The sequence below is a fragment of the Roseimaritima sediminicola genome (assembly GCF_009618275.1).
GTDB classification, from domain to species: domain Bacteria; phylum Planctomycetota; class Planctomycetia; order Pirellulales; family Pirellulaceae; genus Roseimaritima; species Roseimaritima sediminicola.
Window position 1 is genome coordinate 35,236 of the sequence record NZ_WIAD01000020.1, and the last position, 15,015, is coordinate 50,250.

Below are 15,015 nucleotides of genomic sequence, written 5' to 3' on the forward strand. Positions count from 1 at the left end.
TTCAGCTACGGACTAGGCTAGCCTAAAACTGTGGCTCGTCGTCTTCGTCTTCGTCGTCGGCAAAGAAACTGCTGACCGCCCGATCGATCGCCGCGGGCGGGATCGCGGCGGACAGGGCGTCGCCGCGGAAGCCACTGGCCGAGCCTCGTTCGGTTCGGTGGGTCACCAGGGCGGGCGATTCGGCGCCGGCACCAAAACCGTTGCTCGGATTGCTGGGGCCGGCTATGGCCTCGCCTTGCGGACTTTCATCCTCGCCCTCGGCGCTCACCTGCCCTTCACTGCGGCCGTCGAGATTCAACCGGTTGATTACCAACAACGCATCGAGCGGCGTGACCCAGCCATCACCGTTCACGTCGTAGTAGACCGGTGCGCCGGAGACATTGGGTTTTTCGATCGGCCCCGGACCGTGTTGGTTCAGGTAATTGATGATCAGCAGGACGTCCCGGGGGGCGATCCCATCGATGCCATCGACGTCCAGCGGTTCGACCGGATTGTGGAAGGGCAGCGGATTTTCCGTCACGTTCAGCGTTACCGGCAACGACAGCGTCGCCGGCGGATCGCTTTGATCGTGAGCGGTGAGGATCAGGTGAATCTGCTGCTGCTCGGAAACGCTGACCGAGACACCGTCTCGCAGTTTCAACGTGGTGCCGACAAACTCGAACCGGCCGTCGTCGACTGACAGCCGGGCGGTGGGCGTCAGGTCCGGATCTTCGACGTGCATCTCGCCGACGACGGCCCCTTCGACTCGTTCGGTCACGCTGTCGGCAGCGAATTCAATGCTCGTCATCGGCTCGTTGATATCGATGACTTCGATCACGAACTCGCTGGACGCTTCGAACGGTCCATCGGTGACCGTGATCGTGATTTCCAGGTCTCGGTCGGTTTCGTAATCCAGTTCCTGCTCGGCCTTCAGCTGCAGGTAACCGTCCACAACTTCGAAGCGGTAATCATCGACGCTGAACTCGTAATCGCCGGAGGCATCTTCGTCTTCGGCCGACACGCTGCCGACAATCGTCACCCCGGGGGCGTGTTCGTAGATGGGGGTCGGGGAGTGGAGGACCACGCCGGTGACGGCATCGTTGGAATCGCTCACCTGCAGCAGCACCGAGGTCTCGATGCCCTCGGGAGGCGCGTCCGGGTAGGCGACATAGGCGATCAACGTCAGATAGATCGCCTGTTCGGTTTCAAAATCCAGCTCGACGCCCTCGAGCAAGATCAGCTGGCCGTCCTCGATTTTGAAACGCGGGTCGTCGACCTCAAAAATGACCTCCTCGCCAACATCCACGTTGATCACGGTCACCGGGCCGATGGCGACGGGTCCGACCAGGTTCTCCGGAATGATTTCCGGCAGGTCCACGACCCAAGGCCCGAGGGGATCGTCGACCGGCGTGATGTTGACTTCCAGATCGGTCGGTTCCGAGGCGCTGCGTCCGTCGTGCAGCAGGATTTCAAAGGCGTCGCGACCGAATACATCCTGGTTGGGGAGATACCGGAAGCTGCCATCGGGACCCACGTCTGCGCTGCCCAGGTTGGGGGTCCCGCCGCGAAGCACGATGACCCGATCGCCGGGATCCGGATCACCGCCGTGGACCAACAGGTGTGGGGCGGGCCGAGTCAGCGGCGTGTCTTCGGCCGTGGTCAACGAGGGTGAGGAAACGAAGACGGGGGGCGTGTTCTCGGGCTGGACGAATAATCCGAACAGCACGTCCGCCGAAGCTTGTTCGGAGTCCAGTTCCACGCGGTGGCCGGTGGGCACATCCAGTTCCGCTCGCAGCACGGCGTAATCGCCACCCATGATCAACGAGCGACCTTCGTCCAGCAGGAACATGTCGCCCACGCGGGGCAGCGATACCGAGACCGTCGCGGCGGTTTCTTGGGTGGCGAAGTCGTAGATCACCAGATTCGAATCGGCATCGCGTCCGTACAGCAATTGCCGCAGCCCGTCGATCGTGACTTCGCCTGGCAAATCCGGCACGCGGGCCAGCAGGGCGTAGCTGTTAGCGACATCCAGGACCAGCAGATCGCCTGCGGCGTCCCGCACCACCGCCAGGCTGGCGGCTTCGTCGAAGGCTTCCAGCCGAGTCCCGTCGGGGACCGTGCCGGTGCCGCCCTCGATGGGCATCCGCGTCGCATTGCTCCACTGGATCAATTGCAGGCCATCCTCGCCGGGAATCGCAAACAGCGACAGCGGCGACTGCCAGTTGGTGATCACGTGCGAACCGGCCTCCAGTTCGCTGGTGGTCGGCGTGGCAATCAAGCGGTCGTCTTCAAACGCCAGCGTTCGCAGGACGGTTCGCCCACCCACAGCGTCTTGACCGACCAGGACTCCTTCACCGTGCTGGTTGATCGCGGCCGACGCCCAGCCGATTTCGTCTTCGCCCAGGCCCAGATCGATCGCTGCGGCCGAATTATTTTCGAAGGATACGATCCACGCCGGAGTCGCCGGGGGATCGGTCGTGTCGGCCAAGACCAACAGGGTACCGTCGGGCAAAGGATGGATCGAAGCTCCCTTGCCGCCCAGCGGGATCGTCGTGGTTTCGCCGCTGGCAGGGTCGATGCGGACCAACGACTGTTCGACCAACCCGTACACGGCCGACCCGTCGTCGTTGGCCGCCCGCAGGGCGACGTCCGAAACCTGGATCAGGTTGTCGTCCAACCGGCCGAACACCGGGCTGGTCTGCCGCTGGGATTGGGTGCCGTTGAACAGACGCACCACGTACTCGCCCGGAGCCAGGCCGGAGAACTGAAACCCGCCCCCGTCGTCGGTCCGCTGGAGCGGTTCGCCCAGGTTCGGAGCCCCGTCCTGATTCAGGTCCAGGTACACGATGCGATCTTCCAGTCCGGATTCGTCCGCGTCCTGTCGCTGGGACTGGTTCGCATCTTCGAACACCATCCCGCTGATGGTCGCCAAAACACGACGATCGCACAGCCGCTCCATCCGCAGCACACGGCGACTGGCGAGACGAGCTTGGCTTGAACGACGGGTGGGCCGTCGATTAGGGCGGGCAGACATAAATAACCTGAGCGATCATGTAAATCAGCAAAAATCTCTGGGGACCAGCTTGGACGCCGCTGGGGGGCGGTAAGTTCCTCCACCCTCCGGTATTTTTTTACCGATTATGAACCACCCCAGAGGGATTGTTCCAGGATTTTTACTTCCGACAAGAATAGAACGCGAAAAAACACCCCGATGTACCGCACTTTCACTTAGAATGGCCAGCGGTTACGCGATTTTTACGCGTCTTTTATGCCGACTCTCATCATCTTGCCGAGAAAGTCCTTTCGATGTTTCGGATCCGTCTTTCTGCGATCTCTCTGAATGTCCTCCTGGCCCCGCTCTGCCTGCTGCCGCTGATGGCCGGCTGTGGAGGCGACGCCGATCCCGGTCCGGTGGCCAGTTCCACGGCGACCGATTCCGGAGACGTAGGCCCCCCCGGCGATTCCGACCCCGGTGGCGGTGCGCCCGGTGAAAGTGGCGGCGCGCCCGGCGAAAGCGGCGGTGCGCCCGGCGAAAGCGGTGGCGGCGGCAGCGACGACGCGGCGTACATGGAAGGCTATATGGACGATCCGCGGGGCGGTGGTGGCGAAGAAGAATACGGCATGGGGCCCGAAGAGTACGGGATGGGGCCCGAGGAGTACGGCATGGGGCCCGAGGAGTACGGCATGGGGCCCGGAGGCGAGCCATACGACATGTATGGTGGCGAATCGATGGACGGCGCCGCGGGCATGTACGGCCAGACGCCCCAGCGGCAGTCCTCGGGAATGCTGGCAGCCGTTACCGGAAGCCTGCAGGGCGTAGGCCCGCAACTGGCTAGCGTGTTTCAGACGGTTCGAGATAAACAGGGCCGGGAAGAAATCAAAACGTTTCGCGAGCTGGCCAACGAGGCCTTCGTCGGCGGCGACGAAGCCCTGGCGCTGCAGTATCTGTACGGGCATATGGCCAGCGAATACGAACTGGCGGGCCCGGCGCTGAATGATGTGGCCTACAGCCGCGCGCTGGCTAAACCCGTCTGGTTCGTTCGCTGGGGAGCCTCCCTGCACGTCCGCGCCGATGCCACCGAGACGCCGCATCCGATCGTCGAGGGCATGTCCTCGCCCCTGCCCGAACGCAGCGCCGCGGGCGGTCGATTCGGACGCCGTGGTCGCGGCCGAGGAATGGAATCTCCCGAAATGGCTTCTCCCGAAATGGAATCGCCCGAAGGCGGCTATGGGATGGAAGGTATGGGAGGTATGGAAGGCGGCATGCTGCCTGCCGGACGCGGTGGAACGCCGGGCGGAGATGCCTCCAATCGGGTCGATCAGACCTTGGCGGAGAGTCTGGGGCTTGTTTCCGATGTCGTGGGCCGACAGTTCGATACTCGTTTTGCCAACGGCGCCTTCGGTAAAGCGTTTCAAAATGTGGAGGTCACGCCTCCGCCGGCGCGAGCCAATCGCGGCGGCAGCGTGCGGATCGACGAGCGTACCGGCGAAGCCATCCGAGATCCCTCCGCCATGATGGACGCCGGCCCCGAAGGTTACGGCCCCGAGGGCTATGGCGCTGAGGGCTATGGCGCTGAGGGCTATGGCGCGGAAGGTTACGGCGCGGAAGGTTACGGTGCGGAAGGTTACGGTGCGGAAGGTTACGGTGCGGAAGGCTACGGCGCGGAGGGCTACGGCGCGTCCCAGGATCCGGCCGGCGGATACCCCGATCCGGCCGCGCAAATGCGGGCCGGCATGGAAGGCTATGGCGTCGGTGCCCCGGCCGGTTCGGGCGCCGATTATGGCGCCGAAGCCGCCGATTACATGGCGCCGGGCGGACCGGGCGGACCGGGCGAAATGGCGCGCGGTGCGAATCGTCCGGGGGCGGCTCGAGCCGCGGCCCCGGCTCCTCCGCGTTTCAGTCCGGCGCTACCCCGCTGGCGCCCGGGGATGGTTTTTGTCGGCGAAATGCCGCTTTCCGAGGCCCTCTCGGCTGCCAAAGAAAACGGCCTGCAGTTCCTCTTCCACTTCGACGTCATCGTTCAGGGAGGAAAGAAGACGCGGACCATCGTGCGCGTGATCAACGTGGCCGACGGCAAGACCGTGGTGGCTTCCAAACGCCTGGACAATGTCGAGTGTTACAAGCTGGTGCAGGCCAAACAGACGTCCGAACCCAAGTACGTCGAGGAAGCGGTGTTGCCGATGTTTGACGTGATCGACGAGAAGCTGCAGGTGGCGGAGTTGCCCGCGGTTTCGGCGGCTCAGGCCAAGGCTCGGATCGCCAAACTGCTGGAGACCGCTCCGGCATTTGATCTGGCCAGTATGGCCGAGGTGCGGCTGTTTCAGTCGCGTGACCTGTTGACCGAACCCGAAGTCGCCACGGCGATGCATCTGTTCGGCGGTGACGACGCCCTGGTTCTGATCTATGGAAGCCCCGCCGAACGGCGCACGATCATCCGGCAACAGATCGAACCCTAGCCGTATACATCGGCTTCGATTGCCGCACGGCTGTCCCAGCCGTGGACCGTGTGGCTCTCGGCTGGGACAGCCGAGCTGCTCTGTACGGCTGGGCTACCGCAACGAGCGAGCTTCACCGGGCGTGGTCGCAATCAGCTGCACCGGCGGCAGGTACACACCTCGTTTGCCCGCTTCGTAGCGCATGGCTCGCTCGAAATACGGGAACGGGTACTGGGGGTAGCGCAGCAGCGAGTACCGATAGATCGCCACGACCAGTCGCGATTCCAGCTGGCCACTGCGGACCGCAGCGGTCACGCGGCGGATGTAGCCGCGTTGTTGTTCTTCGGCCGCTCGCAGGCGGTTGATCAATTGATCCTCCAGCGACGCCACGTGGTCTCGAGCGGTGAAGCCCTGAGGAGCGACGATCTGCCCCGACGCTTCACCGCTGGCAGCGGCAAAGCAAGCGGCGACGAGCAGTCCTGTGCAGAGAGAACGGAGGCAGGCAGAACGGGTTCGCATACGAGGGGTCCCAAAACACGAGGCGCAAGCAACAGTCCGATGCCGGAGCATCCCAACTGCGGCTGTAGCCAATCGGCCGATCCCGACGCAAGGGCAACGTGTCGTGGCTTTCTCGGCCGGGACAGCCGAGCTACTCTTTTTCCGCCTCCTCTCCGGCCGGCAGAATCCGGCCGAACAGGTGCCCGCCTTTTTCGCCGTGGTCCCAGGTGCCGGCATAGCGGCCATGGTGGATGACCACGCGAGCGGAAAACGTGCCCATGCCGGGCAGCCACAGGTTGTCCAGGGTGATCATCGGCGTGCGGCCCGCCCACTTCACCGGCAGATCCATGGGCAATTCGGTATCGGTGTCGCCATAGCGGATGCGGGCGGTAAAACGGAACCGATCCCCCTCGGGCAGTTTCTCGCACTTGCGAATCGTGTATTCTTCCTCAGGCATCGCCGCATCGTCGGCGCCCAGCACCGTAAAGCGGCCGACGAAGCGGGCCCCGGTCATGTACTTCGCAAACCGGGCATTGCGTTGTTCGTCGGTTTCGCTCCTCTGGTCCTGGTTTCCCGCCGCCGGTTGGTCCGCCGCCGGCTTGTCCGCCGCCGGCTGGCCGCTGGTCGTCGGTGGCCCGTCGGGGGCGCCGCCGGCTGGGGGTTGGGCTGCGAGCAGGGCGGCCGGCCAGATGCAGCAGAGCAGCAGGACCAAGTTCCGGTGGGTACGCATCGTTCGCTCCTTAGAAGATCGGTACACGGGAAACAGGGCACGGGGATGACGCTAGTCTACCGTGTTCTGGGCGAGCCCTGAAACGCAGACCGCTGAAACGCTGACCCCTGAAAGGGGGCGCCCCCTGTTCGGAATCGTTTGGGAGGTTGACAATCGTGGCTTCGGTCTTTTGGCAGAACGCGGTACCTTATCTGATATGACGACAACGGAAATCACCGTCCGAGGCGCCCGCGAACACAACCTCCGCGGGGTGAATCTCAAGCTGCCGCGAGGCAAATTAATTTGTTTCTCCGGGGTTTCGGGCAGCGGGAAATCGTCGCTCGCCTTCGACACCCTGTACGCCGAGGGCCAGCGGCGGTACGTCGAATCGCTCAGCAATTACGCTCGGCAGTTCATGGGCCAGATGCCCAAGCCGGACGTGGAATACATCAGCGGGCTGAGTCCCTCGATATCGGTCAGCCAGAAATCGACCGGCAACAACCCCCGCAGTACCGTCGGTACGGTCACCGAGATCTACGACTTCCTGCGCGTCCTGTACGCGCGTGTGGGCACGCCGTACTGTCCAGATTGCGGCCAGGTGATCGCGGCCCAGACCCGCGACGCGATTTTGGGCCGGGTGCTGGCCCTGCCGGCCCAGCAGACGATGGTCTTGATGGCTCCGCTGGTGCGGCGTCAAAAGGGCGAGTTTCGCGACCTCTTCGAAGACCTCCGCAAACAAGGTTTTTCTCGGGCCCGCGTCGACGGCCAGTTCATCGTCCTGGCCGAACCGCCCCAGCTGGACCGCCAGCATCGCCACGATGTGGAAGTCGTCGTGGATCGCGTGGACGCCGAGCACCGCGAACGAGGCCGGGTGGCCGAAGCCCTGGACATGGCGCTCAAACTGGGCGAGGGCAACTTGATCGTCGCCCTCAGCCCCGGCGATGACGGGCAGGAAATGCCCGCGGCCACCGAGGACGTGCTGTTTTCGGCCAAGTACGCCTGCCCCCAGTGCGGCCGCAGCTTTCCGGCCCCCTCGCCCCAGTTGTTCAGTTTCAACAGCCCCCAGGGCATGTGCACGTCCTGCGACGGGCTCGGGCATCTGTACACCTTCGTGCCCGAAAAACTGATTCCCAACGACGCCTTGTCGGTGCGTCACGGCGCCGTGACGCTGCTGGGCAAATGGGGCGACATCGGCCGCTACCGCCGCCAGATCTACACCGGTGCGGCCCGCTGGATCGAGAAGACGCTGGACCTGGAGAGCGGCGCGGCGCTGAAGACGCCCTGGCGAAAACTGCCGCCCGAAGCCCAACAGTTGTGGCTGTGGGGCAGCGACGAAACCATCAACCTCGAGTGGAAAGGCGGCAAGCGACGGACCAAGGTCCAGGGATCCTTCACCGGCTTGATCCCCGAACTGCTGGAACGCTACCGCTCGACGAACAACAAGATGCAGCTGAGGCAGCTGGAGAAGTTCATGGATACCATGGACTGTCCCGATTGCCACGGCCACCGCTTGAACCCGCAGGCGCTGTCGGTCCGGCTGGCCACCGGCGATCCGACCTTCGCGGACCCCGAGTTGTCGATCGCCGAAGTCTCCGAATTGTCGATCGACCGACTGCAGCAATTCTTTTCCAACGTCCATCTGGAAGGCACCAGCCGTTTGATCGCCGGCGAAGCCCTGAAGGAAATCTGTACGCGGATCGGGTTCTTGCTGGGCGTAGGACTGGACTATCTGAGCTTGGCCCGCACGGCTCCGACCCTCTCTGGCGGCGAGTCCCAGCGGATCCGGCTGGCCGCCCAGATCGGCAGCGGCTTGGTCGGCGTGCTGTACATCCTGGACGAACCGTCCATCGGGCTGCACCCCCGCGACAACGATCGGTTGATCGAAACCCTGCTGCACCTGCGCGATACCGGCAACACGTTGATCGTGGTCGAACACGACGAAGACACGATGCGGGCGGCCGACCTGATCGTCGACTTCGGCCCCGGCCCCGGCGTACGCGGCGGCCAAGTCGTGGCGACGGGCAACTGCGAAGATCTGGCGGCCAAGAACAACAGCATCACCGGCAAGTTCCTCTCGGGCAAAGAACAGATCGCCGTCCCGGAGACCCTGCGCAGGCCGGACGAGCGCCAGTTGGTCATCCGCGGGGCCACCCACAACAACCTAAAAAACATCGACGTCTCGATCCCGCTGGGCACGCTGTGCTGTGTGACCGGCGTTTCGGGCAGCGGCAAAAGTTCCCTGATCGGCGACATCCTCGAACCGGCCCTGCGACGGGCGCTCAACGGTGCCGAATGCCAGCCGGGTGCGCACGAGTCGATCGAGGGACTGGAACACCTGGACAAGACGATCGCGATCGATCAAACGCCGATCGGTCGCACGCCCCGCAGCAACCCGGCGACCTACGTCAAAGTCTTCGACGAGATCCGTAATCTATTTGCCCAGCTGCCCGAGTCCAAGGCTCGCGGCTACACGGCCAGCCGGTTCAGCTTCAACGTCGACGGCGGACGCTGTAGCGCCTGCGACGGCAACGGAGCGAACAAGCTGGAAATGGACTTCATGGCCGACATCTGGGTCACCTGTCCGGTCTGCGGCGGTCACCGCTACAACCGCGAAACGCTGGCCGTGCGGTTCAAAAAACACTCCATCGCCGACGTCCTGGAACTGGACATTTCCCAGGCTCTCGCGCTGTTCAAGAACGTGCCCAAGATCGCCACCAAGCTGCAGACGTTGGTCGATGTGGGCCTGGAGTATTTGAAACTGGGCCAGCCCTCACCGACGCTGTCCGGCGGCGAAGCCCAGCGAATCAAACTCTCCCGCGAGCTGAGCAAACGGTCCACCGGCCGCACGCTGTACGTGCTGGACGAACCCACCACCGGCCTGCACTTTGCCGACATCCGATTGCTGTTGAACGTCCTGCATGGTTTGACCGATCGCGGCAATACGGTGTTGATCGTCGAACACAACCAGGACGTGATCAAGACGGCCGACTGGGTGATCGATTTGGGACCCGAAGGCGGCGCCGATGGCGGCCGCTTGTTGGCCGCGGGTACGCCCGCCGAAATCGCCGCTCATCCGGACAGCCACACCGGGCGGGCGCTGGCCAAAGTGATGGACGTCCGCCGCCGCGATTCCAAGGATGCGTCCGCGGCGGAGCCTGAACCGCTGGATCACCCGCTGCGATTTTCCGGGACGGACATCCTGGTCGACGGGGCCCAGCAGCACAATCTTCGCTCGGTCAGTGCGCGTCTGCCCCGCGATGCGATGACCGTGTTCTGCGGCCCTAGCGGCAGCGGCAAGTCGTCGTTGGCGATGGACACGATCTACGCCGAGGGCCAACGTCGCTACGTCGAATCGCTGTCCTCCTATGCTCGCCAATTCATCGGCCAGGTCCAGAAGCCGCGCGTCGAACGCATCGAAGGGCTTTCGCCGGCGGTCGCGCTGGAGCAGAAGAATCTCGGTCATTCGCCCCGCAGTACCGTCGGCACGGTGACCGAGATCTACGACTACTTTCGGATCCTGATGGCTCGCGCCGGGACGATGTACTGTCCGGATTGCCAGCGGCCGGTCGGCACGCAGACATCGGATCAGATCGTCGACAAAGTGTTGGCCCTGCCCGAGGGCACGCGAGCGTTGTTGTTGTGCCCGCTGGAGCGAGCCCCGCATCAGGACCCGCGCGAGATCTGGGCCGACCTCAAGAAACAAGGCTACACGCGGGTGCGAGTCGACGGCAAAACCTGTTCGGTCGACGACGCGCCGCCGCTGGACGTGCGGCGCACGCATCGCTTGCAGGTCGTGGTCGACCGGATCGTCGTTCGCGAGGAAGAACGCAGCCGGATCGCCGACAGTGTCGAGCAGGGTTTGAGCCTGGGTGTGGGCGTGATCAGTCTGGCGTTGGCCGACGAACACACCGACGAAACCCAGTGGACCGAGATCCGGCACAGCCAGCACCTGGCCTGCGAACAATGCGGGCGGTCCTTCACGCCGCTGACGCCCCACCACTTCTCCTTCAACTCGGCCGTCGGTTGGTGTCCGCAGTGCGAGGGGCTGGGCACGCAGACGGGCACGAATCCCGCGGCCCTGCTCAGCGATACGCGAGCCACCCTGGCCGACGGGGCGGCGCTGCTGTGGCCGAACCTCCAGCATGGCGTCGCGCGTTGGATGCTGGCCGCCTTTTCACGTCAGACCGGCGTGCCGCTGGACGTGCCGATCGAGGACTTGTCGGTGTTGCACCGGCGGGCCTTGTATCACGGTACGGGCAAACGTTGGTTCGAAGTGCGGCAGTCCGATGTCGACGCCGATCCCGACGACAGCTCGCCGATCCTCTTTCGATTCCAGTTCAAAGGGTTCTATCCGGCGCTGGAAGAAGCCGCCCGGTTGTCGTCGAAGTTGCGGATGCGGTTGGACCAGTACGTCGACGAGATCGATTGTTCGGCCTGCCAGGGAACGCGGCTTCGCGATGATGCGGCGGCGGTGCGGTTCGAAGATTTTACCATCGGCGATTACGTCCGCATGCCGCTGGCTCGGCTGGCGACAACCGTCAATCGCTGGAAATTGGACAAGCGGCAGAAGAAGGTCGCCGGCGAACTGGTCCGCGAGATTCGCCAGCGCACACGGTTCCTGCTGGATGTGGGCCTGGATTACCTGACGATCGGCCGCGGTGCGGCGACGCTTTCCGGCGGCGAAGCCCAGCGGATTCGCTTGGCGTCGCAGCTGGGCAGCGGCCTGTGCGGCGTGCTGTACGTGCTGGACGAACCCACCATCGGGCTGCATCCGCGCGATAACGATCGATTGCTCGGCGCCCTCCACCGCCTGCGCGACCTCGGTAATACGCTGTTGGTTGTCGAGCACGATCATGACGTGATCGCCGGCAGCGATTACCTGTGCGATTTCGGCCCCGCAGCCGGACGGCACGGCGGACAGATCGTGGCCGAGGGGCCGCCGCAAGCGGTCGAGCCCAGCGAGCGCTCGGTCACCGCCCCGTACATCAACGGCACCCGCAACATTCCCTACCCCAGCAACCGCCGCCCGGTGATCCGGCACGATGCCGAACTGGCTCGCGACCCGAACTGGCTGACGATCTACGACGCCGCCGAAAACAATCTCAAAGACGTGACGGTGCCGATTCCGTTGGGCGTGTTCGTGGCCATCACCGGACCGTCGGGCAGCGGCAAGAGTTCGTTGATCGACGACATCCTGTATCCGGTGTTGGCCCGAGCCCTGCACCGGGCGCGCGTCAAACCTGGTCGCCACAGCGCGATCAAGGGCCTGCGGAATATCGACAAGGTGATCCGCGTCGACCAGTCGCCGCTGGGCAATTCGCCGTCCAGTAACCCCGCGACGTACACTGGTTTGTTCGACCTGGTGCGGCAGGAGTTCGCCGCGCTGCCGGCCGCGCAAGAGCGTCATTACACGGCTCGCGAATTCAGCTTCAACGTTCCGGCCGGCCGCTGCGAGACCTGCGAGGGGTCGGGCCAGTTGAAGATCGAGATGCATTTTCTGCCCGATGTCTGGGTGCAGTGCGACGAGTGCCACGGCAAACGTTACACCGACGAAGTCTTGCAGGTGCAGTACCACGGATACAGCATCGCCGACGTGTTGGACCTGTCCTGCGGCGACGCCCTGCGGCTGTTTGCCGACCGCCCGCGGATCGCGCGGATCCTGCAGACGATCTGCGACGTCGGTTTGGATTACGTGACGCTGGGCCAGGCCGCGCCGACGCTTTCGGGCGGCGAAGCCCAACGCGTCAAGCTGGCCGCCGAACTGGCTCGGCCCGATACTGGCCGCACGCTGTACCTGTTGGATGAACCCACGACGGGGCTGCACTTCGACGACATCGTCAAACTGTTGTCGGTGATGCAGCGCCTGGTCGACGCGGGTAACACGGTGGTCGTCATCGAACACAACCTCGATGTGATCAAGTGCGCCGACTGGATCATCGACATGGGCCCCGAAGCCGGTGCGGACGGGGGCCGTGTGGTCGTGCAAGGCAGCCCCGAGCAGGTCAGCCAGTACGCACTGGAAGCCAAGCGAGCCCGGGGCCGCAAGCGTGCCAAGATGCCGCGCAGTTACACCGGAGAATTCCTGCACGAGGCCCTGCAGGAATCCTCCGCCCTGCCCCGCCGCGACATCGCGGGCGGCAGCGATTTGACCGCCCACTTTACTCCGCCGGCCGGCGAAAACGGCAAACCCAGCTCGAACGGTGACCGTTCGCACTTCGCCGAGGAATCGAACGAAACCCAAACGCCGGCTGACGGTGAAACCGCCGTGGCGGCCAGTTCGGAAGCGGCTGCGGCGTTGGTGACCGCGCCCTGGCAAGCTCTAGGACGTCGCTGGCACAGCTTGGAAAAGGGCTTCCCCGACAACGCCAAACCGCAGTGGCCGCTGGAGCTGGTGGATCGCGCGTTCGATTTGATCGAGGAGATCGCGGGCGAAGATTCGTTGGCCTTCGAGCAACCCGACGCGGTGACCGTGCGGCAAAGCGGAGCCCCGCAGCACTGGGCCCGGGTGGAAACTAAGACGCCCGAATCGTTGAAGGTGACGTTGGCCGCGCCGAGTGAAGCGGTCGATGCCGAGATGTTGGCCGGAATGAAAGTCGGCAAGCCCAAGACGGTGGAAAAAGACGGCACGACCGCTGTCACGCTGCACCTGACCGACCTGAAACACCTCCGCAGCCGCAAACTAAAATCCTTTCTCAAAACCCACCTCCAAGCGGCCCGGTAACGCTGGCGTCTAGCCTTTAGGTGATTCGCCCCTTGTCTCCCTCGTCCAAGTCCCGCCCCAGGAGCAATGGATGCGGCGCCCGGGCGGCTAAAGCCTGGACTCCAGCGCCACCACTACCCTCGCTTTTTCGTTGCCCCGTCCCCCACGCATGGTGATAATCACATCATTCACTCTTCACCATCCCATCTGCGAGGGCTGACGATGACTCGACTGCTTTTCCCCTGCCTGATCGCCGCGGCAACAGTCGCTTGTTTTCTGCTGCCGACGTCGCTGGCCGCACAGGAAGCGGAACGCGCCGCGGCGGAGCCAACCGAGCAACCGCAACGCTATCTGATCACAGTGTCCGAGTACCGGCTGGACATCGACGCCGCGCAGTTGACCGCCGAAGCGATTGCCGAAGCCAGGGAAGCGGAGGGCGTGGCCCCGGTGGAGGTCATCATGTTGTCGACCATGGCTTCGGCCGAAAGCATGGTCCAGTTTGGTCGTTCGATGACCGTGACAATCGGCCACGTGGTGAGCAATCGCAATGTCACGGCGCGGCGGACCGAGGAGCGTGAGGTCGGCACGCTGCTGCGTTTGACTGCGGAACCTGCGGGAGAGAAGGTCGCGGCAAAGATCGAATTCGAATGCTCGCGCCCGGTGGGCCAAGGCAGCGAGGACGCTCCGCCCGACATGGTGACAACCTCGTTCGATACGACCCAGGTCTTCGAGCTAGGCGAGCCCACATTGATTGCCGCTTCGACCTCCGGCGAACCGTCGTTCTTTTTTATGACGATCCACCAGCGGTAGGGGGCGTTGTCTTCAGCTTGACCGATGTCGTGCAGATGGAGGAGGAAGGTTAAATGACTTGGACGTTCACGATCTGCTTAGGCATCCTACTTGCTGTGGGCTGGGGGCAATTCTCAGTCTGGTTGCTGAACCGAGTCTGTCGGCTCTGTCGCGAAACCCTCGCGCAGACGCGGTGCGACCCGCAGGCTTGCCATGCGGATCCCGTAGCGGAACAATTAAAGACGATGGTTGCTACGAGGCGAGGTCGGGAGGCATTTTGGGCTGCACAGTGCACTCAGAGTTATTGCTCGTCCGATGAGTATACCCGCGCAAGATTTCTTCGAATTCAAGCTGAAATCGCGTTGTTGCGGCATGAAGCGATGCCAAAGACTTGGACGGAAGCTTGCCGGGACGCTGCACGGTAAATCGTCGTCCGCACGGTCACCAGGACACGAGCATTGACAGTCCAACCGCTGTTCGATAACCCCGTGCGGTAGCGAGACTGGACAATTCCAGCCGCTCGGGCGACACCGGGATTGCGGTGGCCGGGTGGTCGGGAGATCAAGCGTTGATTGAACGAGCCAAGCGGCCGGGGCCGTACTGGTTCGTGATGGCACTGCAGACGGCGTTGTTGATCGCGGTACCGGTTTTGATGGCGCTGAATGAGTAAGGCAGCAGGGCCCGATTACACCGCAGAGATCGCTGTTATTAGCCCGCAGGGCGGCACAGCCCCTGCCGGGGACGTGAGTCCCCGGTTGTTGGGGCAATTAGAAACTCCTAGCCCGAAGGGCGACACAGGGTACGCGTTGTAGTGTCGCCCCTCCGGTGCTTTGAGTTGTGTGGAGGCTGTGGACCGGCGGTTGACGGAGCTGTCGATTTATTGAGCCGTTTAGGCGATAGCCTC

At 63.8% G+C, this 15,015-nt stretch carries 6 protein-coding genes; 3 read left to right on the top strand and 3 right to left on the bottom strand.

The features are described 5' to 3' along the window. Nucleotides 1–22: 22 nt before the first annotated feature. On the bottom strand, nucleotides 23–3,013 hold the full coding sequence (locus tag GE027_RS11620; protein WP_153557365.1) for a dockerin type I domain-containing protein: 2,991 nt from the start codon (nucleotides 3,011–3,013) through the stop codon (nucleotides 23–25). A 272-nt stretch (nucleotides 3,014–3,285) separates the two neighbouring features. Between GE027_RS11620 and GE027_RS23645 the strand changes: the two genes are divergently transcribed. After that, nucleotides 3,286–5,436, top strand: coding sequence for a hypothetical protein (locus GE027_RS23645; protein ID WP_153557366.1), 2,151 nt, complete (start codon nucleotides 3,286–3,288; stop codon nucleotides 5,434–5,436). Nucleotides 5,437–5,529: 93 nt separating this feature from the next. Here GE027_RS23645 and GE027_RS11630 read toward each other — a convergent pair whose 3' ends face one another. Beyond that, entirely contained in the window at nucleotides 5,530–5,934 is a 405-nt protein-coding gene (locus GE027_RS11630; RefSeq protein ID WP_153557367.1) for a hypothetical protein, read from the bottom strand. Nucleotides 5,935–6,064: 130 nt separating this feature from the next. After that, a complete protein-coding gene (locus tag GE027_RS23380; protein WP_237607470.1) occupies nucleotides 6,065–6,643 on the bottom strand; it encodes a hypothetical protein in 579 nt (192 codons plus the stop codon). A gap of 196 nt (nucleotides 6,644–6,839) precedes the next feature. Between GE027_RS23380 and uvrA the strand changes: the two genes are divergently transcribed. Together uvrA and GE027_RS11645 are read left to right on the top strand one after the other, a co-directional pair. Beyond that, nucleotides 6,840–13,343, top strand: a complete 6,504-nt coding sequence (gene uvrA, locus GE027_RS11640; RefSeq protein ID WP_153557368.1) for an excinuclease ABC subunit UvrA — start codon at nucleotides 6,840–6,842, stop codon at nucleotides 13,341–13,343. Between the two features lie 201 nt (nucleotides 13,344–13,544). Continuing rightward, a complete protein-coding gene (locus GE027_RS11645; RefSeq protein ID WP_153557369.1) occupies nucleotides 13,545–14,132 on the top strand; it encodes a hypothetical protein in 588 nt (195 codons plus the stop codon). Nucleotides 14,133–15,015 lie beyond the last annotated feature (883 nt).

Bases quoted from the DNA above. Each gene is read 5' to 3' on its own strand.
- GE027_RS11620 (WP_153557365.1), bottom strand. From the start codon at position 3,013: ATGTCTGCCCGCCCTAATCGACGGCCCACCCGTCGTTCAAGCCAAGCT.
- GE027_RS23645 (WP_153557366.1), top strand. From the start codon at position 3,286: ATGTTTCGGATCCGTCTTTCTGCGATCTCTCTGAATGTCCTCCTGGCC.
- GE027_RS11630 (WP_153557367.1), bottom strand. From the start codon at position 5,934: ATGCGAACCCGTTCTGCCTGCCTCCGTTCTCTCTGCACAGGACTGCTC.
- GE027_RS23380 (WP_237607470.1), bottom strand. From the start codon at position 6,643: ATGCGTACCCACCGGAACTTGGTCCTGCTGCTCTGCTGCATCTGGCCG.
- uvrA (WP_153557368.1), top strand. From the start codon at position 6,840: ATGACGACAACGGAAATCACCGTCCGAGGCGCCCGCGAACACAACCTC.
- GE027_RS11645 (WP_153557369.1), top strand. From the start codon at position 13,545: ATGACTCGACTGCTTTTCCCCTGCCTGATCGCCGCGGCAACAGTCGCT.